13 protein-coding genes are annotated in these 17,874 nt (G+C 48.2%); 6 read left to right on the top strand and 7 right to left on the bottom strand.

The features are described 5' to 3' along the window. Window positions 1-92 precede the first annotated feature (92 nt). From ASD24_RS07130 to ASD24_RS07150, 5 genes are all read left to right on the top strand, one after another. Window positions 93-1,502: a uracil/xanthine transporter gene (locus tag ASD24_RS07130; RefSeq protein WP_056693664.1), complete on the top strand. Its 1,410-nt coding sequence runs from the start codon at window positions 93-95 to the stop codon at window positions 1,500-1,502. After that, the gene (locus tag ASD24_RS07135) at window positions 1,499-2,827 is read left to right on the top strand and encodes an amidase family protein (protein ID WP_082560319.1); all 1,329 of its coding nucleotides are present in this window, start codon (window positions 1,499-1,501) and stop codon (window positions 2,825-2,827) included. Before ASD24_RS07130 ends, ASD24_RS07135 begins: the two co-directional genes overlap by 4 nt. Beyond that, window positions 2,824-3,684, top strand: coding sequence for a fumarylacetoacetate hydrolase family protein (locus ASD24_RS07140; protein WP_056693665.1), 861 nt, complete (start codon window positions 2,824-2,826; stop codon window positions 3,682-3,684). The genes ASD24_RS07135 and ASD24_RS07140 overlap by 4 nt, the downstream gene beginning before the upstream one ends. Before the next feature lie 321 nt (window positions 3,685-4,005). Beyond that, window positions 4,006-5,400, top strand: a complete 1,395-nt coding sequence (locus ASD24_RS07145) for an NCS1 family transporter (protein WP_056693669.1) — start codon at window positions 4,006-4,008, stop codon at window positions 5,398-5,400. Window positions 5,401-5,462: 62 nt separating this feature from the next. Further along, window positions 5,463-6,818 (top strand): allantoinase, encoded by a 1,356-nt coding sequence (locus tag ASD24_RS07150; RefSeq protein WP_056693672.1) that lies wholly within the window; start codon window positions 5,463-5,465, stop codon window positions 6,816-6,818. Window positions 6,819-6,937: 119 nt separating this feature from the next. Here ASD24_RS07150 and argH read toward each other — a convergent pair whose 3' ends face one another. From argH to argC, 7 genes are all read right to left on the bottom strand, one after another. Continuing rightward, entirely contained in the window at window positions 6,938-8,341 is a 1,404-nt protein-coding gene (gene argH, locus ASD24_RS07155) for an argininosuccinate lyase (RefSeq protein ID WP_056693916.1), read from the bottom strand. 325 nt (window positions 8,342-8,666) lie between these two features. Next, entirely contained in the window at window positions 8,667-9,905 is a 1,239-nt protein-coding gene (locus tag ASD24_RS07160) for an argininosuccinate synthase (protein ID WP_056693675.1), read from the bottom strand. A 95-nt stretch (window positions 9,906-10,000) separates the two neighbouring features. Further along, entirely contained in the window at window positions 10,001-10,969 is a 969-nt protein-coding gene (argF, locus tag ASD24_RS07165; protein ID WP_056693678.1) for an ornithine carbamoyltransferase, read from the bottom strand. Window positions 10,970-11,191: 222 nt separating this feature from the next. Further along, window positions 11,192-12,454 (bottom strand): acetylornithine transaminase, encoded by a 1,263-nt coding sequence (locus tag ASD24_RS07170; protein ID WP_200956136.1) that lies wholly within the window; start codon window positions 12,452-12,454, stop codon window positions 11,192-11,194. Between the two features lie 37 nt (window positions 12,455-12,491). Next, window positions 12,492-13,331 (bottom strand): acetylglutamate kinase, encoded by an 840-nt coding sequence (gene argB, locus ASD24_RS07175; protein WP_056693680.1) that lies wholly within the window; start codon window positions 13,329-13,331, stop codon window positions 12,492-12,494. 206 nt (window positions 13,332-13,537) lie between these two features. Further along, window positions 13,538-14,776, bottom strand: coding sequence for a bifunctional glutamate N-acetyltransferase/amino-acid acetyltransferase ArgJ (argJ, locus tag ASD24_RS07180; protein ID WP_056693682.1), 1,239 nt, complete (start codon window positions 14,774-14,776; stop codon window positions 13,538-13,540). A gap of 117 nt (window positions 14,777-14,893) precedes the next feature. Next, entirely contained in the window at window positions 14,894-15,943 is a 1,050-nt protein-coding gene (argC, locus tag ASD24_RS07185) for an N-acetyl-gamma-glutamyl-phosphate reductase (protein WP_056693686.1), read from the bottom strand. A 361-nt stretch (window positions 15,944-16,304) separates the two neighbouring features. Here argC and cls point away from each other — a divergent pair, with 361 nt between their 5' ends. After that, window positions 16,305-17,774: a cardiolipin synthase gene (cls, locus tag ASD24_RS07190; protein ID WP_442952583.1), complete on the top strand. Its 1,470-nt coding sequence runs from the start codon at window positions 16,305-16,307 to the stop codon at window positions 17,772-17,774. The last annotated feature ends 100 nt before the right edge of the window (window positions 17,775-17,874 follow it).

The following is a 17,874-nucleotide window of genomic DNA, read 5'->3' on the forward strand; positions in this document are numbered from 1 at the left end:
TTGCATAAACAAGACTTCGCTATAGGAACGCCGGGCACATCATTGTACTGCTCGAAGACCGTTTCGGCGAAACTCCAAGCGGAAGGTGACACATGAACAATATCATTAGACTGCGCTCGGGACTCGCTGGGCTGCAGTGGCTCTTTTTCTTATTTACAAATACAGTCGTCATTCCAATCACGGTCGGGGCGGCATTTGCATTACCGCAAGAAAAAATCCAATTCTTAATTCAATGCTCGTTTGTCCTTACAGGGCTCGCCTGTGTCGTACAAGCAGCACTCGGACATCAAAGATCGGTCATGGAAGGACAGTCAGGTTTGTGGTGGGGTGTTATTTTGAGCCTCAGTGCGGCTGCACCTTCGCTTGGTATCTCACTAACGGAGCTGGGTGGCAGTCTAGCCGTGGGTATCGTGATCTCAGGTGTCATCACCATTCTAATCGGCGTCTGCGGACTCGCCGTTCCGTTATCGAAGTTGTTTACACCAGGCGTGATGGCTGTATTTATGTTTCTTCTCGGTTGCCGACTGAACATGATTTTTCTTGAGGGAATGCTCGGAATCTCCTCGGGATCTTCGACCGAAGCAACAACGATTCAACCAGCCGTTTTTCTGTTAGCAGCAGCCGTGGCCGTTTTCATCGCAGTCTTATCCGTAAAAGCCCGACCTGCGATTGGTCAGTATGCGTTACTGATTGGAATTCTGGGCGGATGGGTGCTATATACACTCATCTTCGGCAGAGACAGCGGAACCTCCAGCGCAGGAACAATCGACATGGGTTGGTTCCCTCTCGGTGATCCATGGCATGGCCTGAACACAGGTGTTGTCATGATTGCGATCATCGCCGGTCTGGTCAATGCCTCGAATACATTCGGCGCACTGAAGGGAACGGATCACATTTACGAACAAGAAGCTTCTGCCAAGCAGTACAGACGCTCATTTACTATTAGCGGTATGCTTGCGGTTCTGTCGGGACTACTAGGGCTTGTACCCTACGCTCCTTACGTTTCATCTGTAGGTTTTCTGCAACAGACCCGTATTCGAGACCGACTTCCGTTTGTCATTGGCGGTCTACTATTTACGGGAATCGGTCTGATTCCGGTGATCAGCAGCATGCTGACACAACTGCCGCTCAGCATCGGGAGCGCTGTATTATTAGTAACATATCTGAGATTACTCGGTTCATCACTGCAGTATTTCAGCCAGATTCGAATGGATGCAGCAAACTTGTACCGGACAGCAGCACCTCTTTTCGTGGGAGTCATCGTGATGGGATTGCCATCCGAATATTTCGCCTCCTTGCCCCCACTGCTACGTCCGCTACTCGGAAACGGCCTGCTCGTTGGCATTTTGCTTGCACTAGTGTTGGATCGACTTCGCTCCGGTTCATCCCAACAGGATCAGACACCAGCCTCGAACAAGGTTCGAAGGCTTGTAACTCCAACATCCGATCACTCAGGACACACACTCAATTCCAATTTGAATCCGAAAGGAGAACAGTCATGAGAAGTCATGCGAATCAATCGAAGGCGTTCAAACCGGGTACAGAAAGAGAGACAGAAATCACGTCGGTAAGTCAGGATCAATCGGGAGCATTTGTGGATGCCACGGTTCAGTTACCTTCTACCGGGACGGGCAAGCTCGACGGGCTGATGTTCGCGGTGAAAGACGTCTTTGATATTCAAGGTGTAATCAGTGGAGCAGGTAATCCGGACTGGCTTCGAACGCATGAAGCTGCGGATTCCACTGCTCCCGTTCTGTTATCTTTATTAGCCAGCGGCGCAAGACTCACAGGTACAACGCAGACGGACGAATTGATGTACAGTCTGAATGGGGAAAATGCCCACTATGGCACACCCATCAACCCCCTCGCACCAGATCGAATACCAGGCGGATCATCAAGTGGTTCAGCCGTTGCGGCTGCGGCAGGTCTGGTTGATTTCGCTATAGGCACAGACACAGGTGGTTCCGTTCGTATTCCATCATCCTACTGTGGCCTGTATGGCTTCCGGCCAACGCACGGAGCTGTATCTGCGGAAGGAGTCATTCCACTCGCACGTAGCTTCGATACGGTCGGCTGGATGAGCCAGTCTCCGAAGATTCTGTTAGATGTGGGCAAGGTTCTGTTGAAAAATAAATCGGTAACTTTTCAAGATGATGAATTCAGCGTAGAAGCGAATGCCATAAGCGGTGCATATGACGCATCCAATGTTGAACCAACATTCTCGCGTTTCCTCATTGCAGATGAAGCTTGGAGTCTACCAGAGGAAAACGATCGTTCAACCTTACTTGCGAAGCTGTATGAACTTCCCAACTGGAAGCAGGATAGCTCTTCAGTCCAATTAACAACACTTACGGAGAGCTTGGCGGACTGGTCAGCGGCGTTCCGCGTTCTTCAAGGGTTAGAAATTGCCCTTGAACATAGTGATTGGTTGATAAAGGAACGTCCAACATTCGGCCCTGGCATCGCAGAACGATTTGAATGGGCTTGTACACTGGAGGCGTCTGCACACACCACTGAGAGTGACCTACGCACTCGTATCCGGAGTAGCCTTGTTGAACTGCTCGGCGAAGATGGACTTCTGGCGATTCCGACTGCTCCTGGCCCTGCTCCACTGCTGGGGCTACAAGGTGCGCAAGCTGAGGCTTATCGAGCAAAGACCATGCAACTCTCTTGTATCGCAGGACTTACGGGTCTACCTCAGGTAACCGTGCCAGTCATTCGCGAGGATGGACTGCCCATCGGGCTATCCTTTATTGGTGGTACCAATACCGATCTTAAGCTACTACGCTGGGTGGCAGAACACTTCATAGAAGAGGTGCGCGGATGAAACTAGTAACAATTGAACATGAAGGACAGGAGCACGCAGCGTTCCTGTCCGATCATGGCGTGATTCCACTGACTTGGCTGAATGAGAAACAAAATACAGATTGGAATACAGACCTTTACGCACTACTGCAAAACAAACAACTGCAGGCTCTGCGAGACTGGTACGTTAGTGGTGGACAGGAGAGCCTCTCCGCTCTTCCTGCTCTGCCGATCGACGCTGTATCTTACCGCGTGTTATACCGCCGACCAGGCAAAATGATTGGGGTTGGCATGAATTATCTAGCAAAAGCCATCGAGCTGTCTGGACGCCCTCCTGAGGATGAGCCTGTCATCTTTCTCAAACCCGACACGTCACTAATTGGCTCTGGCGAAGCGATCCGTCTACCAGATGGAGCTGGACAGGTCACTGCAGAGGCAGAGCTAGCGATCGTCATTGGACAGACATGCAGAAATGTTAGCGAGGACGATGCTATGAATTACGTAGCCGGTTATACCACCTCTCTCGATATGACGGCTAAGGAGATTCATGCGCGTAATCCTCGATTTATGCAAAGAGCCAAAAGTTTCGACACGTTCCTAAGCCTCGGCTCTTCCCTCTCCACTCCTGACGAATACGTTGATCTGCCTAATCTCAAGGTCGAAACTGTACTGAATGGCGAAGTCATGCACCACAATACCGTTAGCCAGATGATCTTCTCGCCCGCATACTTGATCTCTTTCCTTTCACATGTGATGACATTACATCCGGGAGATATCATTTTGACAGGCACACCAGGTTCAGTCGTGATTGACATGGGTGATCAGGTGGAATGCCGGATTGCTGGGATGAAAACATTGAACAATTCGGTGGAAAACTGAATCTCTTCGTATAGAAAATCGTCTGCATGAGCATTCATATTTAGCTCCTCAACAAAACATGACATTAAACGTAATATTTTTTTGTTCAATTTGAACAGAAAACCCGGTCATAATCTACGTTTTTGTCAATGAATTGTGAGTATAAGGTGATAAAATAAGGATAACAAATCCGAAGTGAGATTACATTACATAATATAGTGATGTTACCTTACATTATTTTATTTATCTGTGGTGTGGCAAAGGACTGGTCGGAACGGTTCATGTACTTACATGAAGACGATCAGCCTTGCTCACCCAATACGAAGAGGAGTGGGGCGGAATATGTCTACGAATTTGGCAGGTCGAGCGCTGGAAGAGACACACTTGCAAGAAAATATTAGTGTGGACGACTCCCTGAAACCGAAGCAGGAGAGCGAAAGAACAATTGGATCAATCGCTTACATGTTTATGTGGATCGGGGATGGCGTGAACCTTGGCAACATGACACTTGGAGCAAGTCTCATTGTCGCTGGTGTCGCTACACTCAATGTATTTCAGACGTTCGTGGCAGCTATGGTTGCGATCGGCATCATTTCTGTGATCTTTGCCATTAACGACCGATTCGGTTATCGAACGGGAATCCCTTACGTTGTTCAATTGCGTATGTCATTCGGCATCAAAGGTTCCATCATTTCCTCATTCTTACGCGGTGTGCCTGCCATCGTCTGGTATGGTTTCCAAAGCTGGGTCGGGGGAACCGCACTGAACGAAATTGTCAAAGTGCTCAGTGGCGGTAGCTTCGACAGTGTTGTTATTTGTTTCGTCGTATTGCAAGCAGTTCAGATTATCCTTTCACTTTATGGCTTTCATGCGATCAAGTGGGTGGAGACTCTCGCCTCTGTTGTTATTATGCTAGCCCTCGTCTACGTCTTCAGTATATTGCTCAATTCTCACAGCACGGCGATCACTGAAAATTGGGTAAATGCACAAGGCACATGGGGACTTCCATTCTTCGCTTTCATCATGGTATTCCTAGGCAACTATGCGGCAATCTTCCTGAGTGCTGGTGACTATTCCCGTGAGCTTAAGAGTGGCATCAGTGACAAAAAGCGTAGCATGCTCTACTTCCTTCCTATCGTTATCGCATATGGCTTCGTCCTCACGATTGGCGCAATGATGGCTGCAGCAACAGGAATTTCAAATCCCGTTAAAGCGTTCGCTGTTATCGTTGACAATCCATATATCACTGTCGCTGTATCTGCATTTATCGTCATTGGTGCAGTCGCTGTCAACATGGTCGCCAATATCGTACCGCCAGCTTATGTCATCTCGCTTGTCACCAAGCTAAAATACAAAACATCTGTCATTATTACTGGATTACTTGCGCTCTGCTCCTTCCCATGGGTACTCGTGCAGGATTCTTCCGCTCAAGGTTTAAACACATTCATCCTGATCTACTCCGCTTTCCTTGGTCCGATCGTGGCGATCATGCTAGTCGAATACTACATCCTACGTAGGCAAAAGGTAGATACGACCGAGCTCTACCTGGACAACGGTTCATTCAAAGGCTACAATCCGAGCGCTTTACTAGCCATGCTAATTGGAGCTGGGGCTGCGTTCCTACTGGTAGACATCGGCTGGATCATTGGATTTGTCGTAGCAGGTATTGCATACCTACTGCTCAGCAAATTCGCATTCAAAGGATCATCATTCAAAAAAGGTACCATTTACGAATAAATATAGGTTGGACTAGACTATTCCGTTTGAAATTTCAAGACTACTGAAGAGGAGAGTTGTGTATGGAGCGTTACGATCTGATTGTAAGCGGCGGCAGCGTAGTGCTGCCGGACGGTGTCAAGAAAGTCGATGTCGGTATCAAAGATGGAAAAATCGCGGCAATTGCCGCCAAACTGGAGGGTGAAGCCGAGCACACTTATGATGCAAACGGATCTCATGTGTTTCCAGGTATGATCGACGTACACGTCCATTTCAGCGAACCAGGACGAGAGCACTGGGAAGGTTTTACGACCGGATCGGCTATGATGGCCGCAGGCGGCTGCACCACTTTCTTCGACATGCCACTGAACGGTATTCCCTCCACGGTGAATGAAGAAGCGCTGCTGGAGAAAGCTCGGATTGGAAATGAAAAATCACTTGTCGATTTCGGGCTCTGGGGCGGTCTCGTACCAGGGAATGAAGATGACTTGCAACCACTGGCAGAGTCGGGGGTAATCGGGTTCAAAGCATTCCTGTCCACAACTGGCAACAAAGAATTCGAAGCCGTGGATGATATGACGCTACTTACGGGCATGAAGAAGATTGCAGCTTTAGGCAAGGTGCTGGCTCTACATTCGGAGAGTGCAGCGATCACCAACTGGCTAAAAGCTGAAAAGGAAGCAGCAGGACTCTTCAGTGCCGACGACTATCTGGAGACTCGTCCGATTATCGCCGAAGTCGAAGCTGTAGAACGTGCTCTGTACTATTCGGAAATAACAGGCTGCGCACTGCATTTCGTGCATATCAGCTCTGCTGCAGCAGTAGCGAGTATTGAAGCTGCCAAAGCTCGTGGCATGAACGTAACGGTCGAGACTTGCCCACACTATCTACTCTTTAACCACGATAGCCTGCGGGAAAAAGGAAGCATCGCCAAGTGTGCTCCTCCACTGCGGGAAGCAGACGAACAACAACGACTCATCTCCCTGCTGGCAGAAGGAAAATTTGATATGTTATCGTCGGATCATTCGCCCTGTCCGTACGATATGAAGGATCCAAAAGATTTCAATCTATTCCAGGCATGGGGCGGCATTAGCGGCGGACAATTCACTCTACTGTCAGCATTGGAACTCGCATTATCACACAACATTCCGTTGGAGCAAGTTGCCGCTTGGACGGCGTCCAATCCAGCGGAGCGCTTCGGTCTTGCGGAGTGCAAAGGCAGCATCGTCACCGGAATGGATGCTGATCTCGCCATCGTTGATCTGAACAAAACGTTTACGGTGACGGAAGAGAACTATTATGCCAAGCACAAGCAAAGCCTCTACATTGGTCATACATTCCCAAGCAGTGTAACAGGCACCATCGTCCGTGGACATGTCGTTGTTCGCAGTGGCGAGGTACTCACAGAAGTGAATGAAGGCATCTGGCAGAAGCCATAAGGAGCTGGAGCGAGCGTCACAGTTAACAACACAAAAAGCCAGTGAGAGATATTGTTCTCTCACTGGCTTCTTTTTTCGTATATTCAGCTTTTATATTAACATTAACGAAATTCCCAGCATTAACCGCGGTTCTGAATCCATTGCTCCGTGATCTCCAGTACCTTCTCACTGCGTCCAATGGCCTCAGCCACTTGACCTGAAGCTGTACCGCCGTAAACGTTACGTGCGTTAACCACCGCTTCTGGTTGCAGCACATCGTAGATGCGCTCATCGAACAGCTCGGAGAACTGACGGAATTCATCGATCGTCAGATCCAGCAAATACTTGCCGTTTTGGATGCAGTACAATACTGTCTTGCCAATCACTTCATGCGCTTGACGGAATGGCAAACCCTCGCCTACGAGGAAATCCGCAATATCTGTAGCGTTCGAGAAGTCCTGGTTCACAGCCTGACGCATGCGATCCTTGTTTACCTTCATCGTAGCGATCATCGGTGCGAACAATTGCAATGCACCTTCTAGTGTAGCCACTGTATCAAACATGCCTTCTTTGTCTTCCTGCATATCCTTGTTGTAGGCAAGCGGAAGAGATTTAAGTACAGTCAGCAACCCGATCAGGTTACCGTAGACACGTCCTGTTTTCCCACGAACGAGTTCAGGAACATCTGGATTTTTCTTCTGTGGCATAATGCTGCTACCTGTGCAGAACGCATCATCCAGTTCAACGAAACCAAACTCCGTGCTACTCCACAGCACCAATTCTTCACTCAAGCGGGACAAGTGAGTCATGATGAGGGATGCTGCTGCCAGGAACTCAACAATAAAGTCGCGGTCACTCACGGCATCCAAACTATTTTCATATACGCCATCGAAGCCCAATTGTTCTGCTACAAAATGACGGTCAATCGGGAACGTTGTTCCCGCAAGCGCACCCGCTCCAAGTGGCAGAACGTTAATGCGTTTGTAGCTATCCATCAGACGTTCAGCATCCCGTTGGAACATCGACACATAAGCCATCAGGTGGTGGGCAAACAGAATAGGCTGTGCCCGCTGAAGATGCGTATAACCCGGTACGATCGTATCGAGATTGTCTTTCGCTTGTCCGATCAGCGCTTCCTGCAAGGAATGCAACATTCCTACAAAACCAACCACGCGCTCACGCAGATACAAGTGCATATCAGTTGCCACTTGGTCATTCCGGCTACGGCCTGTATGTAATTTGCCGCCTACAGGGCCAATGGTCTCAATTAGATTTTTCTCAATGTTCATGTGGATGTCTTCATCAGATACGGAGAATTCCACTTCGCCGGCACGGATTTTATGCAACACGGTAATCAAGCCTTCTTTGATCGTTTCCACGTCTTCCGCAGGCAAAATGCCGCATTTGCCCAACATCGTTACATGAGCCAAGCTACCTTGAATGTCTTCCTCAGCCAATGCTTTGTCAAAATTAATCGATGCGGTATATTCCTCAACTAGATGATTCGTTTGTTTGGTAAAACGTCCTCCCCAAAGCTTGCTCACGGTGAGTACTCCCCTTTCGCTCATGGACAAAGCCGCTCCTGCCAGATATGCAAGAACGGCCTGCCTTGTCAGTTATATTTGGATGGCTCTATACATTGAACTAAAACACCTTTTACTACTCACCACTCCAATGACAGAACAACCTCCTGATCGCTGTTACCCCCAGATTTTTTTGATTCCCTTTTCTAAAGGGAAAATCCGGGGATAGCTTATGCTTCCGATGTAGCTTTCTCAAGGAAAGCTTGTAGCGAACGCTTCGCTTCATCCGGTTATTTCTGTCCTCTCCGTTTTCGTGTAAATGTTATATTCAATATATAGCATGTAATTAGTTGTTTTTGTTTTGCTCCACGCCGGAGTTTACTTTCAAACGCAGTGCGTTCAGGCGGATAAAGCCTGTTGCATCGCCTTGATCGTATGCTTGCGTTGGATCAGCTTCCATCGTTGCGATGTCTGGGTTGTACAAGCTGACAGGGCTTTTCACGCCAGCGCCGATAACATTACCTTTATAAAGTTTCACACGAACCGTACCGGTTACGTTTTTCTGACTTTCGCTCACGAGTGCTTGCAGCGCCAGACGCTCTGGTGCGAACCAGAAGCCGTTGTATACGAGCGTGCTGTAACGTGTGATCAAGCTATCACGCAGGTTCATGACTTCGCGATCCATCGTAATGGATTCCATTTTGCGGTGTGCAGTGAATAGAATGGTTCCACCTGGTGTTTCGTACACGCCACGGCTCTTCATTCCGACAAAACGGTTCTCGACCATGTCCACACGGCCAATACCATGTTTGCCACCCAGCTCGTTCAGTTGCTCCATTACTTGCAGTGGGCTGAGACGCTCACCGTTCAGGGCTACACAGTCACCTTGTTCGAATTCCAGTTCAACATATTCTGCTTGATCTGGCGCATCTTCAGGCGCACTGCTGAGCAAGAACATGTCTTTGTTCTCGTCCGTACTTGGATCGAACCAAGGATCTTCGAGCACACCGCTCTCATAGCTGATATGCAAGAGGTTACGGTCTGTAGAGTAAGGTTTAGCCGCAGATGCCGTTACTGGAATGCCATGTTTCTCAGCATATGCAATCATCTCTGCACGTCCTGGAAATTGGTTACGGAATTCTTCCAGACGCCAAGGTGCGATTACTGCAATATCAGGTGTCAGTGCAGCCGCGTTCAACTCAAAGCGAACCTGGTCATTCCCTTTACCTGTCGCACCGTGAGCAATTGCTGTAGCACCTTCTGCACGAGCAATGTCCACCATACGTTTAGCAATCAAAGGACGTGCGATACTTGTACCGAGCAAATATTGTCCTTCATAGAGTGCGCCCGCTTGGAACATTGGGTAGATGAAGTCTTTTGCGAACTCGTCGCGCAGGTCATCGATGTATACTTTGGAAGCACCTGTTGCCAGTGCTTTTTCCTCCAAGCCGTCCAATTCATCCTTTTGACCGATATCTGCTGTAAACGCGATGATCTCAGCGTCATAAGTTTCTTTCAACCATTTCAAAATTACAGATGTGTCCAACCCGCCGGAATAGGCGAGTACGATTTTTTCCTTAGCCATGTCTAATAGGTCCTCCCCAAGTTCAATTACTCATTATATTTAATCTATCATCGCGAAATCCGCGTCTAAAATCAACCCATTCACGCAAATAGCAGCTATTCGCTCATTAACGCAGCCATCAAAGCTTTCTGTGCGTGCAGACGATTCTCTGCTTGATCGAAGATCAAGGAGTTTGGCCCATCGATTACGCCTGCGCTTACTTCCTCTCCACGGTGAGCCGGGAGACAGTGCAGGAACATGTAGTCCGGTTTCGCAACCTTCATCAATTCTTCGTTCACCTGATACGCAGCAAATGCTTGCTCACGAATCTTCTGTTCTTCCTCAAAGCCCATGCTCGCCCACACATCCGTGTACACGATATCCGCATCTTTGACCGCTTCTTCGGCACTATACGTTACCACAACCTGTGATCCGCTCTCCTGTGCAATGCTGCGTGCTTGTTCTACGATTGCACTGTCAGCCTCATAGCCCTCAGGAGTCGCTATAGCTACATGCATCCCCATCTTAGCTGCGCCAAGCATCAGGGAGTGTGCCATGTTATTGCCGTCTCCGACGTAAGCCATTTTGAGACCTGCAAGCTTACCCTTGTGCTCCAGCACCGTTTGGAAATCCGCCAGTACCTGGCATGGATGCGCCGCATCGCTCAATCCATTGATGACTGGAACATCTGCATGCTCTGCCAACTCAGTTACATTATGGTGCCCAAAGGTACGGATCATAATGCCGTCGAGATACCGGGACAATACTTTAGCCGTATCATGCGTCGTTTCGCCGCGACCCAGCTGGATATCATTTTTGCTCAGGAAGAGTGCGTGCCCACCTAGTTGGAACATACCTACTTCAAAAGATACACGTGTACGTGTAGATGATTTTTCAAAAATCAGTCCGATTGTTTTACCTTTCAGAGGCTGAAAAGGCACCCCGTTTTTTTGCTTGCCTTTGATCTCGATGGCAAGGTCGAGTAAATAACGAATTTCTTCTGCCGTATAATCGGTGAACTCAATAAAATCCCGACCTCTTAGATCGATCTTCTGGATCTTCTCTGTTGATTGAACTTGTGTCATGTTAATAATGCCTCCTTATTTCCGGTTCCCTGCACCCGCATGTGCAGAAGTTAGTGATCGTCTGGATATTTCCCATCATGACTGCGAATGACCTACTTATGCTACATGAACACGCGGCTACAGGGAATTCATCATCAGAATACTACACCGGAGCCGTTCATGACCCCGGAATAGAAATATTATCTAAAAAGTCTCAATGCTATCTGAACCTATCCCTACGGATTAGGCGTTCTTCGCTGCGACATGCTCTTCAATGAGTGTTGCCACCAAGGATACTGCCTCATCAATCTCTTCTTTGCTCACATACAAGTTCGGAAGCAGACGAATGACATTCGGCCCTGCAGATACAAACAATATGCCACGTTTCTGTCCTGCAACAACGATATCGCCTACCACTTCTTCACATTCTATGCCGACCAACAAGCCCAATCCACGAACTTCTTTGACAAAGGAATTTCCCGCCAAACGTTCTCTCAAGGAGCTCATCAGATATTCGCCCATCTCCGCTGCACGTTCAGGCAGTTTATCTTCCAGCATCGTTTCGATCGTTGCAATGACAACCGAGGAAGCAAGTGGCGTACCACCAAATGTGGTTGCGTGACTACCTGCGGTAAATGCATCTTTCAGATAGCCTTTGCCCAGCATAGCTCCAACAGGGAAGCCGCTACCGATGCCTTTAGCCACTGTGAAAATGTCGGGTTCAATCCCGTAATGTTCATGCGCGAACAATTTACCGGTACGCCCCATTCCCGTCTGAACTTCATCCACAATCAATAACAAACCATGCTTCTCGCATAGCTGCTGTACAAACTGCAAGAACTCAGGTTTAACTGGATGCACGCCGCCCTCAGCTTGCACCATTTCCAGCATAATTGCCGCCGTGTGTGGCCCAATCGCTGCCTCAAGTGCTGCATTGTCATGCAAAGGAACGGTAACAAATCCTGCTGGCAATGGCAAAAACCCCTCTTTTACCTTATCCTGTCCTGTAGCTGTTAATGTAGCCAATGTCCGTCCATGGAAGGATTGTGCAAAGGTAATGACCTCATAACGATCTGCGCCTTTCACCTTTTGATGATAGCGACGAGCTAGTTTAATCGCTGCTTCGTTCGCCTCGGCACCACTGTTGCAGAAGAATACTGCATCTGCACACGTATTCGCTGTCAATAAAGCTGCTGCACGTTCTTGACCTGGAATCTGGAACAGATTCGATACATGCCATAGCTCATCGATCTGTGCTTTCAGCTTAGCGCCAACCTTCTCTGGTGCATGACCAAGGCTTGTTACAGCCAACCCACACATGAAGTCGAGATAACGGTTGCCCTGATCGTCCCACAGCCAGCTACCTTTTCCCTTAACTAAGCTAATAGGATAACGTGCATAGGTTTGAAAAAGAGAGCTTTCTGTCTGAGCTGCTGATGCTGCTCCTGTCGCAACCGTACCCGCCAATGCTGTGCCGGTGCCTGCTTGTTCTTTACTATTTGCCATCACCTTTCACTCCCATCCTCGATTTAAAATAAGAACCCTACTGCATCCGGATAATTCGCGTTCCGATTGTTTCCCCTTGTAACACCCGGCTCAAAATCTGCGGCTCGCTACCGTCTACGATGACAACCTCACGCACATCCCCATGAATACAAGCGATAGCTGCTCGCACTTTAGGAATCATACCACCGTATATTTCACCAGTTTGAATCATATCTTCAATCTCCTGTACGGAGACGGATGGCAATACTTTTTTCTCGCCATTCACACTCTTCATAATCCCTGGAACGTCAGTGACTACAATCATTCGGCTAACACCCAAGTGAGAAGCTACTGCACCTGCCGCTGTATCGGCATTGATGTTATAGCGTTGACCCGAGGCATCCACGCCCACCGGCGCGATGACAGGCATATAGCCCATCTGCACAACACCTTGGATAATTTCCGCTTGAACACTAGTCACATCGCCAACCCAACCAATCTCTGCATGGTTGATGACAGGCTTTGCTTGAATTAAGCCACCGTCTACTCCTGATAATCCGAGTGCACGCCCACCCACACGTTGGATTAAACGTACAATTTGTTTGTTGATGCTACCTGCCAGCACCATCTCTACGACATCCAGTACAGGCTCCGTCGTCTTACGCAAGCCGTTTACGAATTCCGTATCAATACCCAACTTCGCCAGGTTCTCTGAGATCGCAGGACCTCCACCATGTACGATCACAGGCTGAGTTCCTTGAGATTGAAGATCACGTAGATCAGCAAAAAAGGACTCAGGCAACGCCGCAAGCGTACTGCCTCCGCATTTCATAACGAACATCTGCTTCTCGGCTCTAGCTTCGCTTCCCATCTCTTCATTCTGTAATGTCGAGTTCATGAGCATGGCTCCTTTCTAATTCTGTAAATGAACTATAAAACTGTTACACTCGACCACTTCGACTGCAGACCATCCTTCGATCGCTGTTGTCTCCAGATTTTTCTGATCCCCTTCCTAAGGGGAAAATCCGGAGACAAAGGCGAACGCTTCGCTTCTACAGATTGGTTCTGCATTCTCCGTTACCGTGTAAAGGTTAATTGTTGCTTTTACGTGCGGTATGCCGCGTTAATTCGTACATAGTCATATGTCAGATCACAGCCCCACGCGATGGCTGTTCCTTCGCCGTGGTTCAGATCAACAATAATGCGAACCGTATCTGTCTGTAAGTATGCTAATGCTGCTTCTTCGTCAAATACGACTGGACGAGACTGCTCAAGTACGGAGATGTCTCCGAGACGAATGTCTACCGTGTCTGGATTAACCGGTTGCCCCGCGCGTCCCACCGCAGCAATGATCCGTCCCCAGTTTGCATCCGCACCAAACATCGCTGATTTCACCAAGCTTGAACCGATCACGGTCTTCGCAATCGCCTGAGCTGATTCATCGCTCACTGCACCTGTGACTTGAACTTCAACAAGCTTCGTCGCACCTTCACCGTCTCGTGCAATGGCCTTAGCCAGAACTTCGCACACATACGTAAAACCAGCCGCAAATGCATCCCAATCAGGATGATGCATTGTAAGCTCTTCGTTCCCTGCATATCCGCTAGACATCGCCACGAGCATATCATTCGTGCTGGTGTCTCCATCAACCGTGATCATGTTGAACGTGTGGTTCGTTGCTTGGCGTAGCAAGCGTTGCAACGCTTCTGCACCAATGACCGCGTCAGAGGTCATGAACGCCAGCATTGTAGCCATATTCGGATGAATCATACCCGATCCTTTGGCTGCTCCTGCAATCGTAACCGTCTTACCGTTCACAACAACGGAGACGCAGGCTTCTTTTTTCACCAAATCCGTCGTTAGAATCGCTTGTGAAAATTGCTCCGCTTCATTGGCTTCACTACCCAGTTGTGCCGGAAGTGCCGTAATGCCCGAATGAACCGCGTCCATCTTCAGCAACTCGCCAATGACCCCTGTAGAAGCAACAGCCACATCTTCCTCCGCTACACCAAGTTCGCGCGCAGCCGCCGAACGCATTGCATACGCATCTTCTTCACCTTGTTGACCTGTACATGCATTCGCATTGCCGCTATTAACGATGACTGCTTGAAGGCGACCATTGCTCAAGCTCTCACGTGTTACTTTCAGCGGTGCAGCTTGAAACACATTCGTTGTGTATACTGCGGCGGCAGTTGCTGGCACTTCGCAGCGAATAGCTCCGATGTCGTTACGTGATGTTTTTTTCAATCCACAGTGCAGTCCGCCGGCAGTGAATCCGCTCGGAGTTACAATCGTTCCGTTCTCAATTATTGTAAATGACTGTTGCCCTACATTTGTTCCCATATATTATCCCCCGTCTCGCGTTCGGCCATAGACCGATTGTCCGCCTTAACATAACTCCGTATTCCCACTGGATGCGTGTCAAAAGAGCAGCTTACCGCTCTCTAATACACCTTCATCTTATGGATATACTGGTGTCATGTTCAGCCCGAGGTTTTCCTCCCATCCCATCATCAGGTTCAAATTTTGAATCGCTTGGCCGGATGCGCCCTTTACCAGGTTGTCAATGACAGAAACAATCGTCAAGCGGCCTGTACGTGGATCAACGGAGAATCCGATATCACAGTAGTTCGATCCAGCGACCTCTTTCGTTGATGGCCAAATTCCTGGCTCGCGTACACGCACAAAAGGTCTATTTTCATAAAACTGACGGTACAGATCTACCAGTTCTCTATCTGTATGTTCTCCAACTAAACTTGCATACATGGTGCTCATAATCCCACGTGTCATTGGCACAAGCTGTGTCGTAAACGTAACCGTTACTGGCGATCCAGCGACATGACCTAACACTTGTTCAATCTCTGGGATGTGTTGATGTTTATTTAATTTATACGCTTTAAAATTCTCATTCATCTCTGCATAATGGTATGCCAGATTCGTTCCGCGTCCAGCCCCAGATACCCCCGATTTCGCATCAATAATGATGCTTGAAGGATCAATCCAACCAGCTTGCACCGCAGGGACTAATCCGAGCAATGTTGCTGTTGGATAACAGCCCGGGTTCGAAATTAACGTCTTCTCTTTCACTGTGTCACCGTACAATTCAGCCATACCGTATACCGCTTGTTGTAATAGTTCGTCTGAAGGAGCCGGATGTTTATACCATTCTTCGTACACTGCTCCATCCTTGATTCTGAAATCACCAGACAAATCTATGACCTTCAGCCCTGCTTCGAGCAGGCCAGGAACAAGCTTCGCACTTACACCGGACGGAGTCGCTGTGAATACAAGGTCTGCACGTCCTGCGATCTCCACTGGATCCACGCCATCAAGCGGCCTGTTAATCACGCCCGTCAAATGCGGAAATCCATCTGCAATGGACTCCCCACTGCTGGATGAAGAGATTACCGAAGTAATTTCAACATGCGGATGATGCTGTAAAAAACGAATCAGTTCCACCCCGCCGTAGCCGGTGGAACCGACGATTGCCACTCTTAATTTGTTATTCACTCTCGCTCCCCCAATCTCGTTGTATGCGCTACTTCAACTATGTCTATGCCCTAAAGTTAGGCACACACATAATATTTCCGTCGCTTCTATGCATATTTGTGTATTATTATACGACTCTAGTTATATAAATACAACACTCTACCATCAATTTTACATGGATTTTCATCAATCCCGAACATATCTTTAGAGTAGCAGGGGACGAACCTGAATACTTCTGCTAAAATACGTAGTAGTGGGGGTTCAAGAGAGCCTGTTTTCAGCATCAAAAAGGGACTTTTTGAACAACCTCTTATATAGGAAGATTACATACAGAGTTTCTTCATAGCGAAGGTCTTCCTGCAATGAGTTCTGACAAGACATTTTGGAGACATGGGGGTCTATAGTGCATATTGAATCCATCTTACTTATTGTACTCCTGGGTTTGAATATTATTTTTGCGGCAGCGGTCGTATTCTTCGAGCGCAAGGATGCGAGTTCGTCCTGGGCTTGGCTGCTCGTCCTGAATTTTATTCCCGTGCTCGGGTTTGTACTTTATCTTTTGACAGGGCAGAACCTGACTCGTTACCGCCTCTTCCAGTGGAAGGATCGCAAGAAGCTTGGGCTGGAGGAACGTATCGAGGCACAGCTTGACCAATTGCAGAGCAATCGAACACCTTTCCACAACAAAGTGACCGAGAAAAGCCAGGATATGATCTACATGAACCTGAAGCAAAATGGCGCTTTGTTAACCGAGGACAACGAGGTCGAGATTATTACCGATGGCACGGATAAATTCCAACGATTACTGAATGATATCGAAGCAGCACAGGATCATGTGCACGTGCAGTATTACATCTACCGGGGGGATCGCCTGGGTAAACGCATTCGTGATACGCTCATTCGTAAAGCGAAAGAAGGGATCAAGGTTCGATTGCTGTATGATGCCCTTGGATCGCGGCGTGTATCGAATCGATTTTTCAAAGAGCTGCGCGAAGCGGGCGGTCTAGTGGAGGTCTTTTTCCCATCCAAATTCAGCTTGATTAATCTGCGTATGAACTATCGGAATCATCGGAAAATGGTCATTATTGACGGGAACCTTGGTTATACTGGCGGTTTTAACGTAGGTGATGAGTATCTAGGTTTGAACTCCAAGTTTGGATATTGGCGTGACACACATCTCAGAATTACGGGTAATGCGGTTCATGCATTGCAAACACGGTTCCTTCTCGATTGGAATGAGGCATCCAAGCAGCATGATACACCTTATGTACCAGCACACTTTCCTCATATCGAGGGAACAGGAACGATCGCAATGCAGATTGTCTCCAGCGGCCCTGATGCTGAAACGGAGCATATCAAGAACAGTTATCTGAAAATGATCAATGGAGCGAAGCATTCCATCCTCATTCAGACGCCTTATTTTATCCCAGATGCAAGTGTCTTCGAGGCTATAAGGCTTGCCTGCCTATCTGGCATAGATGTACGTATTATGATTCCAAACAAACCGGATCACGCCTTCGTGTATTGGGCCACACTATCGTATATTGGTGAACTGTTGAAGGTCGGAGCGAAGGCTTTTATCTACGATAACGGCTTCATTCATGCCAAAACATTGATCATAGACAGCATGGTGGCATCCGTTGGTACAGCGAACATTGATTATCGCAGTTTCCGGTTGAACTTTGAAGTGAACGCCTTTATGTATGATGAGACGATTGCAACTGCTCTTGTGCAAACCTTCGAGCATGATCTTCTTGTATCCCGTGAGCTGACGATGGAAGAGTACAACAAACGGAGCATCAAAATCCGCTTCAAAGAAGCGATATCTCGCCTACTATCTCCTATTCTGTAGAGAGTGAGAAAAGGCATGTGTGATGTAGACAGTACTTCAATCCGATTTCAATGTGATCTGTAATTACAACTCGTGCATGAATGTACGCTCTACAAGTGAC

The sequence above is a fragment of the Paenibacillus sp. Root52 genome (genome assembly GCF_001426865.1).
In the GTDB taxonomy this organism is placed as follows: domain Bacteria; phylum Bacillota; class Bacilli; order Paenibacillales; family Paenibacillaceae; genus Paenibacillus.

Bases quoted from the DNA above. Each gene is read 5' to 3' on its own strand.
- ASD24_RS07135 (WP_082560319.1), top strand. From the start codon at position 1,499: ATGAGAAGTCATGCGAATCAATCGAAGGCGTTCAAACCGGGTACAGAA.
- ASD24_RS07150 (WP_056693672.1), top strand. From the start codon at position 5,463: ATGGAGCGTTACGATCTGATTGTAAGCGGCGGCAGCGTAGTGCTGCCG.
- ASD24_RS07140 (WP_056693665.1), top strand. From the start codon at position 2,824: ATGAAACTAGTAACAATTGAACATGAAGGACAGGAGCACGCAGCGTTC.
- ASD24_RS07170 (WP_200956136.1), bottom strand. From the start codon at position 12,454: ATGGCAAATAGTAAAGAACAAGCAGGCACCGGCACAGCATTGGCGGGT.
- ASD24_RS07160 (WP_056693675.1), bottom strand. From the start codon at position 9,905: ATGGCTAAGGAAAAAATCGTACTCGCCTATTCCGGCGGGTTGGACACA.
- argB (WP_056693680.1), bottom strand. From the start codon at position 13,331: ATGAACTCGACATTACAGAATGAAGAGATGGGAAGCGAAGCTAGAGCC.
- argF (WP_056693678.1), bottom strand. From the start codon at position 10,969: ATGACACAAGTTCAATCAACAGAGAAGATCCAGAAGATCGATCTAAGA.
- argJ (WP_056693682.1), bottom strand. From the start codon at position 14,776: ATGGGAACAAATGTAGGGCAACAGTCATTTACAATAATTGAGAACGGA.
- ASD24_RS07130 (WP_056693664.1), top strand. From the start codon at position 93: ATGAACAATATCATTAGACTGCGCTCGGGACTCGCTGGGCTGCAGTGG.
- ASD24_RS07145 (WP_056693669.1), top strand. From the start codon at position 4,006: ATGTCTACGAATTTGGCAGGTCGAGCGCTGGAAGAGACACACTTGCAA.